This is a genomic window from Rhodomicrobium lacus, from assembly GCF_003992725.1.
Taxonomy (GTDB): Bacteria; Pseudomonadota; Alphaproteobacteria; order Rhizobiales; family Rhodomicrobiaceae; genus Rhodomicrobium; species Rhodomicrobium lacus.
The window spans coordinates 447,550-462,587 of sequence record NZ_RZNF01000002.1; the positions used below are offsets into that span (position 1 = coordinate 447,550).

Sequence of the window (15,038 nt, forward strand, 5' to 3'; positions counted from 1 at the left end):
TTTCTCGTCGCCACTTTAGCAGCGACGAAGCACTAGCGCTTTGTGTAAGTTTCTTGAGCGTCGTCGCAGCGATCTAAAACGAATTAAAATTGCAATAGATATAGATAACCAAGACATACTATTGTCCTAAAAGGAAATCATTAGGTTGGCTGCGGCTCAAAACACTCAATGTTGCAATAGATTTTTTCTCTCGATCATTAGGCGATTTACCACGTCACGGCCTCGCTCGGCTATCATTCTGACCGGAAGCGCACAAAGACATCCCGCCATCCCGCCATCCCGCCATCCCGGCGTCAAATGCGGAATTCTTCTGCAGCAACCGTTTTTTCTTCTCGGCATTGCGGCGGCGCACACGAAGATAATATCGAGAATTCGAGTGGAGTCTCAAAAAACATTACCGAATTCACGCGAAATACACTTCTTGAAAGCTACGACATCGCACTTCGAGTCTGATTTCAAGGTTCTCCTCACCGGAGGGCGGGCGACATCTCGCTTTACGCGAAGGACTGGATCACGACCGGCCTGTCGCGCATTATGACAATCATAAATCGCGACATCTCGCCTGGTCCGCTTCAGAGGCATCAATATTAGACAATCTTGAGGTGTGGCCGAGTCATAAAAGCAAATCTACGAAACGAGGTGCCCAATCCTGGAGTATCGGTATAAACTCGCGGACCAGACGAGCCTTGTCCAGCCGACCGACATGAGAACTCATGTTTAACGCCGCGACGGCGGTTCCCCTACGGTCGCGCAATATAACGCTCGCTCCTAGTATCCCATCTTCTAGTTCTTGATCAATGACGGCATAATTGTTGCGGCCGGCCTCCCGTATCACCGCCATTAGCTGATCCGGGTCGGTGATTGTGTTGGCGGTATAGGCGCGACGTTCGATTCGATGCAGGTATGCTGACAGTTCGGCGTCAGACAGATCTGAAAGTAACAAACGGCCTGAACTGGATAAATAAGCCGGAAGGCGGTCTTCCAGCTTGGCGAGATACACCATGCGCCGTCCCGCTGCATCGGAGCGCGCGAGGAATAACACGTCTTCCCCGTCAAGTACCGACACCGAGATGGTCTCACCTACAAGGCGGGATAGTTGGTCAAGATAAGGCTGTAGGCTGCGGTCGAAGCCAATGGACGAAAAATAGGAAAAGCCTAGACTGAGGATTCGGGGGGTCAACTCAAACTTCCGCTCATTCACGACCGCAGCAAGCCCCAGGTCCACCAATGTGAGAAGCAGGCGTCGGGCCACAGCCCGATCTAAACCCGTCCGCGTCGCCACCTCCGCCAAAGTCATGCGCGGGGACTCCGGTCCGAATGCCTGGATGACCGACAGGCCGCGAGCAAACGCCGTGACGAAGGTCTGTCCATTTGTCGTGCCGTTTTGCTCGGGCATGGCGGGCTCTCATAAATCTTGCCAAGGCGGCTATCGTAAAATCCAGGGAGAAAGATCCGTTCGGCGATGGCTGGGCCATGTGACTGCGAATGTGAGCAATTCCCGGCTTCAGTCTACCGGAACAGGCAATTCGCCGTGATATCGACCTGAGCATAAGCTCCGTGGTCACGAGGTGATGTCCTACTCCGATGGCCGGCATGAACGAAAATCACCGAAGTACATGGCGCCTGAAACCGACTAGAGCACCATCATGAAAGTACCCATCTCGTGCGCTTGTCGCACGTATTGTAATTACGTTCCGAGATAATCTGTCATCGACATGACTGTCAACGGCCGACTGGACTGGCGACAGTCCATGGAATGGTACGTGTCCGCTTTCCCGGCATTTTCTGTCCGACTCCGCAAGCAATGCGTGTGCGGTCTTTTTTTGAACGCCCAGCCACGACGGGCGAACCAAACGCCCGGGGCGCTGCGCCCGATCCTGAGGTCAGGCTCATGGGCAAGGCGGTCTATCATCTCATCGAGCATGAAGTCCTTTGGGTCACCGACTCGTAAGCCCGAAGCCAGATACGACTGACGCAAGCTTGACGGATGCGAGGAAGTTGTCGTCGCGCTTGTCGTACCGGGGCGCAACGGCACCGCTTGCCCTTTTTCCGCCGTTGCGAACAATTCGGCGCCAGACCGCGAAGCCTCGCAGCAAATGATCATCTTGAATGGCACACCGGAGGGTCTCGTGAAGCCCAAGAGTGGGGCGGTCCCTGAATCCGCGCAGTGCCTGGATTTGCTCTACAGGCAGAAGCAAGCTGCCGTGCAGCCTCGAATAAGGTTGAAAGTCTATTACAGAAATTATTCGGAAATGTCCGGCAAGAGGATCAGATGGGACAGGCAAAGATCAAGGATAATAACCTTGGCGACGTCGAATACGCCAACGACGCTGCGGGTTTCTTCGAAAGTGATTTGAGAGCGCTCTATATCGATCTCCTGCAAAAGACGCTGACGAATGAAATTTACGGCGATCTGCCCATGGACCCCTGGTCCGGCGGGAAATATGACCCTGCAAAGCGCGCGCTAGGGCGTGACTGGCCTTCTCAAGCCATGACGATGATCGGCGCCCAGCGGTTGGCCAATCTGCGCCAGTTGACAGAGGCGGTGATCCGGGAGGGAGTGCCCGGTGACGTCATCGAAACCGGCGTCTGGCGAGGCGGCGCGTGCATCCTGGTGCGCGGGATACTGAAAGCTTATGGTGTCACCGACCGGCGGGTCTGGGTAGCGGATTCCTTCGAAGGGTTGCCGCCTCCTGATCCGGATTGTCCTCAGGATGCCGGAGACAAGCACCACACCTGGGCGCCGCTGGCCATCAGCCAGGAAGAGGTCAAGAACAACTTCAGCAAGCTGGGTCTGCTCGATGATCAGGTGAAATTCCTCAAGGGCTGGTTCAAGGATACCTTGCCTGCGGCACCTATCGAACGACTGGCAATTCTCCGTCTCGATGGCGACATGTACGGATCGACGATGGACGCGCTTCTGGCCTTGTATTCCAAGGTTTCACGGGGCGGCTTCGTTATCGTCGACGATTTTGGCGCAGTACTGGGATGCCGGCAAGCCATCGCCGATTTTCGCGCCGCCAATAATATCACCTCTCCGATAATCGACATCGATGGCGTGGGGGTGTTCTGGCGGGTTGGCGCGCAGGGGTGACACTTCGGGCGTGCTGCAAGGGTCAGCCTTGGGGCGTTCCCAACCGCTGCGTTGAACTGCTGTTTGGGGCACTCGTCCTTCGCAGCAGTTTGACGGCGTTGGTCCGGAGGGAGAGTTAAGGCGGGATGCTCGCGTCCCCCTATAGCCCAGCGCTGTCGTGCCTCGCGCAGGAAAAGAAATATCGGTCACGCCGCCCTGCGGAATTGCCGCGAATACACTGGGTTTCGTTTTTCGCCGCGTTTCCCGCGTGGAAGGGCGCAATTACCTTAACCTGCCAAAACACGCGATGCGAAGAGATTTACTGATTCTTCTTACGGAGGATTAAGCGTCAAAGCTTAATCTCGGCCTTGCCTCCCCCCACTCGTTTCTGCACGAAAAAAGGCCGACATCCGATGCCGCTTATGAACTGGACGAACGACTTGAGCGTTGGCGTTCCATCTATCGACGATGAGCACAAGAAGCTCGTCGGAATGCTGAACGAACTTTACGATGCGATGCATGCCGGTCATGCAAAGGACGTTCTCAGCAAGATCCTCGACGACATGATCGCCTACACTGCTGCGCATTTCAAGCATGAGGAGGAACTGTTCAAGCGGACCGGCTATCCGCACGCCGCGGCACATAAGGCGGAGCACGATGCGCTGACGAAGCAGGTTCTTGCCGTGCGGGAGAAATATGCGCAGGCGCGCACGACACAGCTTTCCATGGAAGTGATGACCTTCCTGAAGAGCTGGCTGAACGGCCATATTCGGGAAAGCGACATGGATTACGCCGAGCACTTCATTGCGAAGGGCGTCCGTTAAGTCGGCAGCGACCGCAGCGCATCCAGCATCGGCCCCACCCAAAGCATCCGCTTTGATCGGACCAAAAGCGGATGCTCTATCTTTCGCGTGGTCGTGCCGGGAAACCGTTTTCTGGACGCGCTCCAAGGAAATCGCGGCAAACAGCAATCGGTGAATGGATTGGTGCGGGCGGCCGGACTCGAACCGGCATGGCCTTGCGGCCGAGGGATTTTAAGTCCCTTGCGGCTACCATTTCGCCACGCCCGCATGCATCAAGGAGTATGCGAAGCGTGAGCGACTCGCAACTGCCGATCGAAAAGTGCGCGCTCAGCGCCGCCCTCGCAATGCAGCCGGGCGTGGCGGGATGATCTCTATGCGCTGCGCTGTGCCCTTTCCGGACTGGCGGCTGTAGCGGATCGAGGCGAGGAGCAGCAGCCACAGCGTCGTCGCGTTCAGGAGATGCCAAAGGAAGTGCGTGCCCAGGCGATAGCCGAAAAGCGTGAAGTCGGCGCAGAGCGTCGGGTCGAGCGTGCGGAAGGTGAGCGACACGGCGAAGGTGACGGCCGCCGCGAAGACGAGCGCCGCCGCACGGTGCCGGCGGATCGCGAGCGTTCCCGCTATCAGGACCAGCGCGACGACAGCCGGGCCATAGGCGAGGCCGCCGTTGAGACACGCGGCGCGCGCGCCCTCCGGTACGGCAAGCCCGAAGCCGACGCGTCCGCCATAGCACTGCACCTCCCCGGAAAGCGCCATGGCGCCCACGAACAGGGCGATCATCGACGCGGTGAGCAGAACGCCCGCCCCCGCAAAGCGTCTCAATGCAAAGATGAGATAGGTCAGCATGAAGATGCCGATCGGGATCGTGTCCGCAGCGCCGGTGGTCGGGTTTGGCACGGTGTGAAACAGAAAACTGCCGATCCCGATGGCGACGAAATTCAGGGCGAAGAAGATGCTCCACGCCGAGCGCTCGGCGGGCGTTTGCCGCGCGATCATTACCGCCCCGGCAATCCCCGCCGCGACGAACGCGGCGTTCGTGATCGCGTTCAACGGTTCCGCCCAGAAGGCCGGGCTCATGCCCCGCTCGCAATAGGCGAAAATCGTCGCTCCCTGCATGTCTCGCTCCCGGTGCTCAACTGGCGCGACCGCCTCGGCCGAAGCGGCTCACCGCGTTTCGAGACGGTGCGCCAAGGCTACAGGGGAGGCGGATTTTCGCAAAAAGACAAACGAAAAGGCATGGCGCGCGGCGGTTTTCCCAAGCAGCGGGTATGCCGTTCCTGTCTCGCACCGGTCGTGAAGTCTCCGTTGCGAAACGTTACTCTTCGCCACCTTGGCTAAGTTGGTTAACCGGCTTACAGTAAGATCAGGCACATTGAGGTCTTTTCGGGGGAATCGACATGATCTTTCGCGCTCTTTTGACCGGCGCCGCCCTTCTGGGGCTGGCCGCTTCGGCTGAGGCCGCCGATGCATCCTCGACGCCGGGGGCGGGCAGCAGCGCCGCCGTTCCGCACGTCAAGAAGGTCCGCGCGACGCAGCAACGCGCGCCGAAATTCTGCGGCGAGTGCAAGGACTGCTGCGGCGCTTACCGCGTCATCTATGCCGAAAGCTGGTATGGCTTCGAGCGCGTGATCGCGCCGGTTCGCCGCGCCGAACATGGCGATCAGGTGCGCTTGCCGGGCGGTTCGTGGGTCTATTGCGAGTTCTCCTGCGAATATACGCTGAAGCGGCAGAGCCTCGATTTCTGGCAGGGCCAGGGCGCGGGCGGCACCGGCGACCAAAGCTCGCCCGGCTATTTCAGCGTCAACATCTACCCGAACGGCACCATCGAGAAGCGGCCTTGAGGCACTGGACGCGCCGTTGGGGACAGATCGCCCCGGCGGCGTAAAAGGGTATCCGTCATGCCGATCATAACCGTTCGCATTGCGAAGGGACGTACAACCGAAACGAAGCGGGCGCTTGCAGCCGCGCTGACCAGATCGGCGGCGGAAGCGCTCGATGTGCCTGCTGAGTGGGTGACGGTGCTGATCGAGGAATACGACCGCGAGAACTGGGCGACGGGGGGAGAACTTCATGCCGACAAGTTCGGTATGGGCTTCGGACGCAAGGGCGCGGACGGGGTCTGAGCGACGCGTGAAAAGCGTCGTATCATACGGTGAGAAAGACGCCACCCGATGCCCCCTGAACTCTCGGAACAAGCGGCAACGACCTCAAGCCCGCTCGGGTCGCATCGAAAGCCGCGAACCGTCGCGCGCTTCATCGGGCATCGTATCCGTGCCCATGACCTTGTCCCAGAAGCGGAAATAAAGTCCGTAATTCCGGTCGAAGCGGATGTGGTGATAGCTGTGATGCGTGGCCGATATGAGCTGGCTGCCGACCGGCCCGCGCACGAGGAAGCGCGGCAGCACCTCCCAGCCCGAGTGGTTCCACACCGCCACGAAGCTCATGAACATAAGAAGCCCGATCAGCACGCCGACATGGATCGGCACCACGAACACCATCGCAGGGATGAGCCAAGCCGTCAGCGCCGCCTCTGCCGGATCGAACGCGAAGGAGGCGAAGGGCGTCGGCTGGCGTGAGCGGTGATGGCCCGCATGCATCCAGCGGAACAGCCTCGGATGATGCATGAGCCGATGCGCGAAGTAATAATAAGTGTCCTGCACCACGAGATAGAGGAAGAAGCTGAGGAGGAGATAGGGCACGCCGCCATAGGCGCGCCAGTCGGTGTAGATCGCCGTGCCGCCGTTCAGGAAAACGGCAAGTGCGAGGGCGGCGGGCGCGGCGTAAACCGCAGACGAGAGCAGCGACAGCCGGATTTCCTTCATGACGATGGCGCGCATCGGCCTGTCGCGGTTGAGCCGCTTCGCGCTGAGCTTCTCGCCGCCGCGCTGCCACAGGAGCCAGTAGAACAGACCGGAGAGCAGGAGATAGCGCGCCGCGATGATCGCGGTGAGCGCCGCCGTCAGCCCGAGGAATTGCCAAGCCATCCTGTCTCCCGGCGCGCGAAACGATCGGCGCGACACGTTGCAACCCTATCCTGAAGAAGATAGATCTTTTCGCGGTTTCGCAACCTTTCGCGCTACAAACAATCGCGAGCGACAAGGCGGAAAAGGCGAAAAAAGCCGCCGCGAAATTGAACGACCAGCGAGGAGCGCGCCCATGGCTTCCTTCGTCTTGCCCGCACTATCCGTGGGACTGCTTGTCGCCATGCCCGGTTGACTGGGGCCAGAGTCGGCAGATCCTTCTCGTTTTCCCGGCTCTAGGCGATCAGCTTAAGCCAATCCTTCGCGCGCGCTTCCGGGTCGGGCGCGAAAACCACGTCGGACACGACCGCGATGCTGTCCGCGCCCGCCGCATAGACATCGGGCGCGCGTTCCAGCGTGATGCCGCCGATGGCGACGAGCGGGCGTTTCGCGAGGGCCTTCCATTCGCCCACGCGCCCAAGCCCTTGCGGCGCCCATGGCATGACCTTGAGCGTCGTCTGATAGACGGGGCCGAGCGCGACATAATCGGGATCGAAGGTGAGCGCGCGGTCGAGTTCCTCATGGCTGTGCGTCGAAAGGCCGAGCTTGAGCCCGGCGCGGCGAATCGCGGGAATATCGGCGGTATCGAGGTCGCCCTGGCCGAGATGGACCCATGGCGCGCCGCAGTCGATGGCTTCGCGCCAGTGATCGTTGACGACGAGCGCGGCGCCATGCGAGCGGCACGTTTCAAGCGCTTGTGTGATCGCGGGCGCGATGTCCGAGGGGTCGGCATCCTTCATGCGAAGCTGGATCAGCTTCACGCCGACGCGCGCGAGACGCTCGACGAAAACGACATCCGGCACGACCGGATAGAAACGGGGCAGGGCGTTTGTCATCGGTAAACCTCGCTATCGATGTAGGCGAGCTTCAGAACAAGACGCGCGGCCTGTTCATTGCCGCGTTAAAGCAGCGCGAGCCCCGCCACGGGCGACGACGGGCTCGCCATGTCGCGCGGCGGCATGATGCCCGACCGATACGCGAGACGGCCAGCCTCCACGGCCTTCGCGAAGGCGACCGCCATCGCCACCGAATCGGCGGCCTTTGCAACGGCCGTGTTGATGAGCACGCCGTCATAGCCCATTTCGAGCGCCAGCGCGGCGTGGCTCGGCGCCCCGAGGCCCGCATCCACGATGAGCGGCAGGTCTGGATAAAACGCGCGCAGCGTCCTCAGGCCGTAGGGGTTCATGAGCCCGCGCGCCGAGCCGATGGGCGCCGCCCATGGCATGAGCACCTGGCAGCCCGCGCCAACGAGCCGCTGCGCGACGCTCAAATCTTCCGTGCAGTAGGGCAGCACCTTGAAGCCGTCGCGCGTGAGCTTTTCCGCCGCGTCGACGAGGCCGTAAACGTCCGGCTGCAGCGTGTCGTCATTGGCGATGACTTCGAGCTTGATCCAGTCGGTCTCGAACACTTCGCGCGCCATGTGCGCCGTGGTGATCGCCTCGCGCGCGGTGTGGCAGCCCGCCGTGTTCGGCAAGACGCGCGCGCCGAAGCTTTTCAGAAGGTCGAAAAAGCGTTGGCCCGCCTTGCCGTCGCCGCTCGATTCGCGCCGGAGCGAGACGGTGACGATCTCAGAGCCGCTCGCCTCGACCGACCGCCTGAGGATGTCGGGCGAAGGATATTGCGAGGTGCCGAGCAGCAGCCGCGAACCGACAGTCTCGCCATAGATCGAAAGTGAGTCGGCGGTTTTGGTTTGAGCAAGTGTCATATGTTCAGCCTCCCTGCCGGGGCGACAGGATTTCGACGGCGTCGCCATCGGCGAGCGCCGCCGTTGCACGTTCGGTTTTCGGCACGAACGCGCCGTTCAAAGCCGTTGCAATCTTCGCGTCGGCGAAACCCAGTTCGCGGCAAAGCGAATCGAGTGTCGCCGCATCGGTCGCCAGAGCCTCACCATTCACCGTGATCTTCAAGCAGAACTCCCGGAGCCTTTGCACCTGACTCTATATAGTCGGCCGTAATCTTCGCGAGGATAGGCGAGAGCAGAAAACCGTGACGGAAAAGGCCGTTCACGTAGAGGCGGGGGCGGCCTGACTGCGTTTTTCCGATGATGATCCGGGGCGCGTTATCGGGGAAGGACGGGCGCACGTCCGCATCCATGAAAGCAATGCGCGCCTCACCGAGCGCAGGGATCAGCGCATAGGCCGCTGCCATGATCTCCGTCACGGAACGAAGCGTCGCCGGGCCCCGGTCGTCGCTCTCGATGGCCGTCGTGCCGATCATGAACTGGTTGTTCGACCACGGCACGATGTAGAACGGAATGCGCGGATGCGTCATGCGCACGGGGCGCGAAAGGGTGACGCCCGGGCAATCCACCACGACGCGCTCGCCGCGCACGCCGCGCAGCGTCTTCAGATGATCGCGTGCGGCGAGACCCCGGCAATCGACCACGACGTCAGCGTCGGTCTCCTCCCAAGCCTCGGCAACGAGCTTCGTACCCTGGGCCGCTGCTTCCTTGATAAAGTATTCCAGCGCGACGAACGGCTCGATATGGCCCTCGTCCTTGTAGAAAAGGCCGTCGCGAAAGCGGTCTTCGAGAGCGGGCTCAAGCGCGGAAATCTCGTCTGCGCCAACGCGGGTGTGGCCCTGCGTGACCGCTGCGAAGCGCTGAAGGTCGGCCACATCGCGCGGGGACGCCACGACGAGCGTGCCGTTCAGCTTGAGATACGGATAATGTTCCTTCCAAATTTCCATCGCTTCGAGGCCGAGGTCGCGGGCCTCTTCGTGGCCCGGCTCACCCTCGCAATAGGAGCCGAGCATACCGCCCGCGCACCCGCTCGCGCAGTTCTGCGACGGGGTGCCCGCGGGATCGTAAAGCGTAACCTTATGTCCTTGGCGTGACAGGAGAAACGCCTGCCACATCCCGGCGGCGCCCGCCCCGATGATATCTATCTTTGCCATGGCCCTGATGATCTTGCTGCGGAGGAGGCTGGTGTCGCGCAAATTGGAAAAAAAAGCAAGCAAGCGGCCAGTGGGGCGTATCGTTCTCTCGCGGGGGCGTAGAGCGCACGATGCCGGCTTCGATGGGGGAGCGCCGGTGTTCTGGCTCGCCTGCTTGCTGCAACCATCGGACGGAGTTTGCGGCCACCACCGATGTTCTTCTTTTGTTCTATAACCGGTTCAGGCTTGTGTCAAGCGGAATTCGGGCGTACAGAACAGCCACTTTTTCGAGAGGTGCCGGCTGTGAAGAAAGAAAAACCAAACGCATATTACGATGCAGGTGCAGCGCTTCAGAACGCCCAGGCGGGCGGTTTTCCTCTCACCCGATTGCGCCGGACGAGACAGGCGCCCTGGTCGCGCGCACTCGTCGCCGAAAACACGCTGTCCGCGTCGAACCTGATCTGGCCGATTTTCGTCATGGACGGCCTGCGTGAAAAGCAGCCGGTGCCGTCGCTTCCTGGCGTCGACCGCATGTCTGTCGATCTCGCCGCCGAAGCTGCCGAGCAGGCTGCGGAGCTTGGCGTTCCGGCTGTCGCTCTCTTTCCCTATACGCGGCCCGATCTTCGCGATGAAGCCGCGACCGAAGCCTTCAATCCCGAAAACATCGTCTGCCGCGCGGTGCGCGCCATCAAGGCCCGCGTGCCGAACATGGGCATCATCTGCGACGTCGCGCTCGACCCCTATACGAGCCACGGTCAGGACGGCCTGATGGTCGGCAATGAGATCGTCAACGACCTGTCGCTGGAAGCGCTGACGCGTCAGGCGATGAATCAGGCGGAAGCGGGCTGCGATGTGCTTGCGCCGTCCGACATGATGGACGGCCGCATCGGCGTCATCCGCTCCGCGCTCGAAGCCCGCGGCTTCTACAATACCCAGATCATGGCGTATTCGGCGAAGTATGCGAGCGCGTTCTACGGCCCGTTCCGCGACGCGGTCGGCTCATCCGGCACGCTCAGGGGCGACAAGCGCACCTATCAGATGGACCCTGCGAACTCGGACGAAGCCATCCGCGAAGTGGCGCTCGATCTTGCCGAAGGCGCGGACATGGTGATGGTGAAGCCCGGCATGCCGTATCTCGATATCGTGCGCCGCGTCCACGACGAGTTCAAGGTGCCGACATTCGTCTATCAGGTATCGGGCGAATACGCGATGCTGCTCGCGGCATTCCAGAATGGCTGGCTCACCCGCGAGAAGGTGGTGCTCGAAAGCCTGATGGCGTTCCGCCGTGCGGGTGCCAACGGCATCCTCACTTATTTCGCGCCCGAAGCCGCACGACTCTTGAAGGCGTAGGCGGCGAAGGTCATCTTTCCACGCACTTGTTGGGTGGCGCTTACGCCGCCGGAGGAGATGCGTGGATGACCTTTTCCGCCGTCGCGGTTTCTGAAGAGCCGCGCGTCAGCCTTGAAGATATTCGGGCAGCGCGCGAGGCTCTTCGCGGCTCGATCATCCGCACGCCTGCCGTGGAGGCGCCGAAGCTTTCCGCGCTTTCCGGCGCGCAAATCTTCATAAAATACGAGAACATGCAGGCGACCGGCTCCTTCAAGGAACGGGGCGCGTTGAACAAGCTGCTGTCGCTCGACGCGGCGCAGCGCGAGCGCGGCGTGATCGCGATTTCGGCAGGCAATCACGCACAAGCCGTCGCACACCACGCGGCGCGGCTCGGCATTCCGGCAACCATCGTCATGCCGGAAGGAACGCCCTTCAACAAGGTCGGCAACACGGAAGCCTTTGGCGCGAAGGTGATCCTTTACGGCGAAAGTGTCGCCGAATCGCGCGTCGCTGCCGACAGGCTCATCGTCGAGCAGGGCTTCACCCTCGTTCATCCCTATGACGATCCGGCCGTGATCGCGGGGCAGGGGACGGCCGCGCTCGAATTTCTGGAAGACTGCCCGGACCTCGATTGTCTCATCGTGCCGGTGGGCGGCGGCGGCTTCATTTCGGGAGTCGCCATCGCGGCGAAGGCGCTGAAACCGGATATCGAGATCGTCGGCGTCGAGGTGGAAAGCTATCCGTCGACCTACGCGGCATTGCGCGGACGTATCGCGGAATGCGGCGGGGCGACGCTCGCCGAAGGCATCGCGGTGAAAGCACCGGGCGCGCATGCGTTGCCCGTCATCCGCGACCTCGTGAGCGATGTGGTGCTCGTCAGTGAGTCCATGGTCGAAAGCGCGGTCTTCCTGCTCGCCAGCCTTCAGAAGACGGTTGCCGAAGGCGCCAGCGCGGTGGGGCTCGCGGCTGTCCTTTCCGATCGGCTGCGGTTCCACGGGCGCCGGGTCGGCCTTTTCCAGTCAGGTGCGAACATCGACAGCCGCGTGCTCGCTGCCATCATCATTCGCGGTCTCGAACGTGAATCGAAGATTCTGTCGCTGCGCATCCAGGTCGACGACCGGCCCGGCATGCTCGGTGAACTCGCGAGCGAGCTTGGCCGCTGCGGCGCGAACATCCTCGAAGTTCATCACCGCCGCTTCTATCTTTATGTGCCCGCGAAATCGACGCTGGTGGATATCGTCATCGAAACGAAGGACGCGCTTCACGCCGAGGAAATCATCGGGAAACTCCGCCTTCGCGGCTTCAGGGTGGAGCGGCTCAACGCAAGCGGAGGCGAGCCCGGCCCACGGATGGAGTAGGCGGCGCCGAACGCATCGAGACAACCAGGCTCCTGAAACAAATCCGCCCCTCTCTCGCGGGGAGAGATGAGTGTAGCCTTATGCGGAAAGAAATATCCTTATATTTCAAGTCACTATAAAATAGCGCCGAATCCTTTATCCTGTAAAGGTACACTCACAGGTACACGCGGCGTCTCTCATTAAGCGTTATGCCTGTCTTGGCCTATGAAAAGGGGCGGCGGCGCGAGCGGGGTCTTCCGCGATAAGCTTAATGGCGGATTGTCCGCACGCCGCGTGCGGTAGCGTGTTCATTGGGCGGGCTGCTTGACCAGGGGCGAGGTCACCTCCATGAAGTGCGTCGCGCGGCCATGCCTCCACTCGCCGCCATCCGCTCGCCGCCATCCGCTCGCCGCCCGGAATAAACGGCGTACTCGCACACCCAGCGGGGCGACGGCCAATCTTCGAACCAGGTGAGCAAGTATGGGGTGTCGTACTGCGCCTCGCTCACGGGACGCCACGCCGAGCGGTCGAGCGCCACCCGAAGCTTTTCGTCGTTCGCGGCGATAAGCGCCGAAAGCTCCGCCGTGAAAGCGTCCAGGAAGGCGGTTCCGCTCTCGGCCGCGAACGCGGCGCGTCCTATCATTGTAAGCGCGATATCGCGCGGCGTGACGCTCTCGGCAATTTTCGAAACGAGTCCCTCATAGCCTGGGATATCAAGCGCACTTTGCATTTGCGGCCCTCTCTTGTGCTGCCAAGGTGTCTTCGATGTCCCGCGCTATGGCTGCCTTCGACGCGAGCCACCTTGCGATCTCGATCTCGAAATCGATCGCGATAGAAGCTCCGTCGCGTTGTCGCTTCGCGCTGATGATTTCGGTGCAGGTCCAGCGTTCGCCCCGGTAGTCGGGGCCTGTACGCTCGAGACGGGCGATACCGTCGAAGAGGCCGCCGCGACCGTCCTCGCCCTTCGCCGGAAATCCCCTGAAGGCATAGCTGATCATCGGGCCACCTCCGAAATCGGACGCAGCACGACCTCGAAGCCGAGCGCGCCAGCGAAGGCGACCAGGTTGGCAAGCTGAGGGCTTGCCCCTGCACGCCACGCGAACATGGCGTTGACGCTGATCCCGCTGCGCGACTCGAGATCCAGGAAACTCATGCCGAGACGCTTCCTCTCTGCGAGAAGCATCGCCATCACGTCCGACTGGTCGTTGAAGGCCATCTCGCAAGCGGGCGGGCGCTCGCGGCGAAGAACCACCTCGAAGCCTAACGCGCGGGCGAAGGCGACAAGGTTTCCCATGGTGGGGGCAGACCTGCCCGCCAGCCAATATTGAGCGGAGTTGATCGCAACGCCCGACCGCGCCCGAAGCTCGTCGTTTCGGATGCCGATACGGCGGCGCGCCTCAAACAAGGCCGCGATGGCTGGGCGCTGGTTGGTAAGACTGATTTCGGTGAGTGCTGGGGCCGTCATGCGACCTCCCTTGCTGCGCGGAGCGGCTCCCACTTAATTCTCTTGATGGTAGTTTCTCCGCTGTGCTCGCGGTCCCAGACGAACCAAGCGAAATCCGTCGATGATGATGCTTGCGGTCCCGTCCAGCCGTCCCTGTGCATCATGGGCAGGCGGTTCCTGAACACGAGAACGCGCGCCAGATGGCCGCCATCGAGCACGGCGCGTCGAGCGCGGCCCTCCGCGTCGTTCTTGTTGCCAGCCGTTATGAAGGCGAGGCGCAAAAGCATGTAGACGCGCGGGCACAGCTCGATAGCGTGCTCGACGAACTGCGCAGCGATCTTGAACGGCGGGTTGGTTACGATGCACTCGATAGCCCCATCGCAGACGCGGGAGCGCGGTGCTTCGCGCTCCATCAGGAAATCCGCGCCGCTCATGTCCTGCTGAAACCAGCCGTAATCCACGAGGTCGGTCGCGAACACGCCGTGACCGGATTCGCGCAGAACGCGCGCGATCGATCCCGGCCCGCAAGCAGGCTCCCAGATCTCATCTGGCAAGCGCTCATGTTTCAGCAGCGCCCAAACGGCTTCCGGTGGCGTCTCGTAGAGATCGTTGCCGCGCTCCGCGAACGCAGCGCGTTTGTTGCCTCCGCCCATCAAACACTCCTCAATGCCGCACGCATCGCATCGCGCAGCCGAACTTTCTCGGCCGCAGACGTGTTGCCGGCGGCGGCGTTGCAGCGTCGATGGGCGAGGAAGCAGTTCGAGAGGTGGTTCGGGCCGCCGTGAGCGACCGGCACGAGATGTTCGATGGTTGGCGACATATCTGGATCGCAAGTCACGCCAGGCGCGGGCACGGCGTGGCCGCAGAAGAAGCAGCCCGCGCCATCGCGTGCAGCAAGCGCGGCGAACCGCTGCCGAAGCCGCGAAGGCGTGCGCCCGCGCCTCGTTGCCGCGAGGGCGGGGATCTCCCCACGCTCGAATTGCTGAGCGAGGGCAAGAAGCGCCGCCGGCCAGATCTGCCGGCCGCGCCTCGTTCGATGCGCGACGAGGATGCCGACGCTCGTCCGCACGCGAATGACTTCCCATTCGTTCACGGGCCCGAGCACCTCGCCGCCGCAGCCGGACAACCATATTTTGAAAGCGTCGAGGTCCGGGGGCATGG

General features: G+C 61.7%; 17 protein-coding genes, 1 tRNA gene and 1 pseudogene. 6 read left to right on the forward strand and 13 right to left on the reverse strand.

What is annotated here, in order from left to right; all coding sequences use genetic code 11:
- Positions 1-613: 613 nt before the first annotated feature.
- The gene (locus EK416_RS02825; protein WP_127075959.1) at positions 614-1,396 is read right to left on the reverse strand and encodes an IclR family transcriptional regulator domain-containing protein; all 783 of its coding nucleotides are present in this window, start codon (positions 1,394-1,396) and stop codon (positions 614-616) included.
- 876 nt (positions 1,397-2,272) lie between these two features.
- On the opposite strand from EK416_RS02825, the gene EK416_RS02830 reads away from it, so the two are divergent.
- Positions 2,273-3,094, forward strand: coding sequence for a TylF/MycF family methyltransferase (locus EK416_RS02830; protein ID WP_127075960.1), 822 nt, complete (start codon positions 2,273-2,275; stop codon positions 3,092-3,094).
- A gap of 401 nt (positions 3,095-3,495) precedes the next feature.
- A complete protein-coding gene (locus EK416_RS02835) occupies positions 3,496-3,897 on the forward strand; it encodes a bacteriohemerythrin (protein ID WP_210210963.1) in 402 nt (133 codons plus the stop codon).
- 160 nt (positions 3,898-4,057) lie between these two features.
- Here EK416_RS02835 and EK416_RS02840 read toward each other — a convergent pair.
- Together EK416_RS02840 and EK416_RS02845 are read right to left on the reverse strand one after the other, a co-directional pair.
- Positions 4,058-4,143 (reverse strand) — tRNA-Leu (locus EK416_RS02840).
- Between the two features lie 60 nt (positions 4,144-4,203).
- Entirely contained in the window at positions 4,204-4,989 is a 786-nt protein-coding gene (locus EK416_RS02845) for a ceramidase domain-containing protein (protein WP_127075962.1), read from the reverse strand.
- 281 nt (positions 4,990-5,270) lie between these two features.
- Here EK416_RS02845 and EK416_RS02850 point away from each other — a divergent pair, with 281 nt between their 5' ends.
- Complete coding sequence (locus EK416_RS02850; protein WP_127075963.1) at positions 5,271-5,714, forward strand: hypothetical protein; 444 nt, start codon at positions 5,271-5,273, stop codon at positions 5,712-5,714.
- A gap of 54 nt (positions 5,715-5,768) precedes the next feature.
- Positions 5,769-5,996: pseudogene (locus EK416_RS02855) on the forward strand (tautomerase family protein); the annotation flags it as partial.
- Positions 5,997-6,080: 84 nt separating this feature from the next.
- Here the strand turns inward: EK416_RS02855 and EK416_RS02860 are convergent.
- The 5 genes from EK416_RS02860 to EK416_RS02880 all read right to left on the reverse strand — a co-directional run bounded on the left by EK416_RS02860 (position 6,081) and on the right by EK416_RS02880 (position 9,788).
- A complete protein-coding gene (locus tag EK416_RS02860; RefSeq protein ID WP_127075965.1) occupies positions 6,081-6,857 on the reverse strand; it encodes a sterol desaturase family protein in 777 nt (258 codons plus the stop codon).
- Positions 6,858-7,129: 272 nt separating this feature from the next.
- A complete protein-coding gene (locus tag EK416_RS02865) occupies positions 7,130-7,729 on the reverse strand; it encodes a thiamine phosphate synthase (RefSeq protein ID WP_127075966.1) in 600 nt (199 codons plus the stop codon).
- 65 nt (positions 7,730-7,794) lie between these two features.
- Positions 7,795-8,598 carry a thiazole synthase gene (locus EK416_RS02870; protein WP_127075967.1) on the reverse strand — a complete coding sequence of 268 codons (804 nt, stop codon included), beginning with the start codon at positions 8,596-8,598 and terminating at the stop codon, positions 7,795-7,797.
- A gap of 4 nt (positions 8,599-8,602) precedes the next feature.
- A complete protein-coding gene (gene thiS / locus EK416_RS02875) occupies positions 8,603-8,800 on the reverse strand; it encodes a sulfur carrier protein ThiS (protein WP_127075968.1) in 198 nt (65 codons plus the stop codon).
- Positions 8,778-9,788: an FAD-dependent oxidoreductase gene (locus EK416_RS02880; protein ID WP_127075969.1), complete on the reverse strand. Its 1,011-nt coding sequence runs from the start codon at positions 9,786-9,788 to the stop codon at positions 8,778-8,780. Before EK416_RS02880 ends, thiS begins: the two co-directional genes overlap by 23 nt.
- Positions 9,789-10,070: 282 nt before the next feature.
- Between EK416_RS02880 and hemB the strand changes: the two genes are divergently transcribed.
- A complete protein-coding gene (hemB, locus tag EK416_RS02885; RefSeq protein WP_181952111.1) occupies positions 10,071-11,117 on the forward strand; it encodes a porphobilinogen synthase in 1,047 nt (348 codons plus the stop codon).
- A gap of 65 nt (positions 11,118-11,182) precedes the next feature.
- A complete protein-coding gene (locus tag EK416_RS02890) occupies positions 11,183-12,454 on the forward strand; it encodes a threonine ammonia-lyase (RefSeq protein ID WP_127075970.1) in 1,272 nt (423 codons plus the stop codon).
- A 319-nt stretch (positions 12,455-12,773) separates the two neighbouring features.
- Here the strand turns inward: EK416_RS02890 and EK416_RS02895 are convergent, their stop codons facing one another.
- Genes EK416_RS02895 through EK416_RS02915 form a run of 5 tightly spaced genes read right to left on the reverse strand, consistent with a single transcriptional unit; the run spans position 12,774 to position 15,036 of the window.
- On the reverse strand, positions 12,774-13,163 hold the full coding sequence (locus EK416_RS02895) for a hypothetical protein (protein ID WP_127075971.1): 390 nt from the start codon (positions 13,161-13,163) through the stop codon (positions 12,774-12,776).
- Positions 13,147-13,431: a hypothetical protein gene (locus EK416_RS02900; RefSeq protein ID WP_127075972.1), complete on the reverse strand. Its 285-nt coding sequence runs from the start codon at positions 13,429-13,431 to the stop codon at positions 13,147-13,149. Before EK416_RS02900 ends, EK416_RS02895 begins: the two co-directional genes overlap by 17 nt.
- Positions 13,428-13,898, reverse strand: a complete 471-nt coding sequence (locus EK416_RS02905; RefSeq protein ID WP_127075973.1) for a helix-turn-helix domain-containing protein — start codon at positions 13,896-13,898, stop codon at positions 13,428-13,430. Before EK416_RS02905 ends, EK416_RS02900 begins: the two co-directional genes overlap by 4 nt.
- Positions 13,895-14,530 carry a class I SAM-dependent methyltransferase gene (locus EK416_RS02910; RefSeq protein ID WP_127075974.1) on the reverse strand — a complete coding sequence of 212 codons (636 nt, stop codon included), beginning with the start codon at positions 14,528-14,530 and terminating at the stop codon, positions 13,895-13,897. The genes EK416_RS02905 and EK416_RS02910 overlap by 4 nt, the downstream gene beginning before the upstream one ends.
- The gene (locus EK416_RS02915; RefSeq protein ID WP_127075975.1) at positions 14,530-15,036 is read right to left on the reverse strand and encodes an HNH endonuclease; all 507 of its coding nucleotides are present in this window, start codon (positions 15,034-15,036) and stop codon (positions 14,530-14,532) included. The genes EK416_RS02910 and EK416_RS02915 overlap by 1 nt, the downstream gene beginning before the upstream one ends.
- Positions 15,037-15,038 lie beyond the last annotated feature (2 nt).

What these genes read in the sequence shown, in the direction of transcription:
- EK416_RS02825 (WP_127075959.1), bottom strand. Translation starts at nt 1,396, where the DNA reads ATGCCCGAGCAAAACGGCACGACAAATGGACAGACCTTCGTCACGGCG.
- EK416_RS02830 (WP_127075960.1), top strand. Translation starts at nt 2,273, where the DNA reads ATGGGACAGGCAAAGATCAAGGATAATAACCTTGGCGACGTCGAATAC.
- EK416_RS02835 (WP_210210963.1), top strand. Translation starts at nt 3,496, where the DNA reads ATGAACTGGACGAACGACTTGAGCGTTGGCGTTCCATCTATCGACGAT.
- EK416_RS02845 (WP_127075962.1), bottom strand. Translation starts at nt 4,989, where the DNA reads ATGCAGGGAGCGACGATTTTCGCCTATTGCGAGCGGGGCATGAGCCCG.
- EK416_RS02850 (WP_127075963.1), top strand. Translation starts at nt 5,271, where the DNA reads ATGATCTTTCGCGCTCTTTTGACCGGCGCCGCCCTTCTGGGGCTGGCC.
- EK416_RS02860 (WP_127075965.1), bottom strand. Translation starts at nt 6,857, where the DNA reads ATGGCTTGGCAATTCCTCGGGCTGACGGCGGCGCTCACCGCGATCATC.
- EK416_RS02865 (WP_127075966.1), bottom strand. Translation starts at nt 7,729, where the DNA reads ATGACAAACGCCCTGCCCCGTTTCTATCCGGTCGTGCCGGATGTCGTT.
- EK416_RS02870 (WP_127075967.1), bottom strand. Translation starts at nt 8,598, where the DNA reads ATGACACTTGCTCAAACCAAAACCGCCGACTCACTTTCGATCTATGGC.
- EK416_RS02880 (WP_127075969.1), bottom strand. Translation starts at nt 9,788, where the DNA reads ATGGCAAAGATAGATATCATCGGGGCGGGCGCCGCCGGGATGTGGCAG.
- EK416_RS02890 (WP_127075970.1), top strand. Translation starts at nt 11,183, where the DNA reads ATGACCTTTTCCGCCGTCGCGGTTTCTGAAGAGCCGCGCGTCAGCCTT.
- EK416_RS02895 (WP_127075971.1), bottom strand. Translation starts at nt 13,163, where the DNA reads ATGCAAAGTGCGCTTGATATCCCAGGCTATGAGGGACTCGTTTCGAAA.
- EK416_RS02900 (WP_127075972.1), bottom strand. Translation starts at nt 13,431, where the DNA reads ATGATCAGCTATGCCTTCAGGGGATTTCCGGCGAAGGGCGAGGACGGT.
- EK416_RS02905 (WP_127075973.1), bottom strand. Translation starts at nt 13,898, where the DNA reads ATGACGGCCCCAGCACTCACCGAAATCAGTCTTACCAACCAGCGCCCA.
- EK416_RS02910 (WP_127075974.1), bottom strand. Translation starts at nt 14,530, where the DNA reads ATGGGCGGAGGCAACAAACGCGCTGCGTTCGCGGAGCGCGGCAACGAT.
- EK416_RS02915 (WP_127075975.1), bottom strand. Translation starts at nt 15,036, where the DNA reads ATGCCCCCGGACCTCGACGCTTTCAAAATATGGTTGTCCGGCTGCGGC.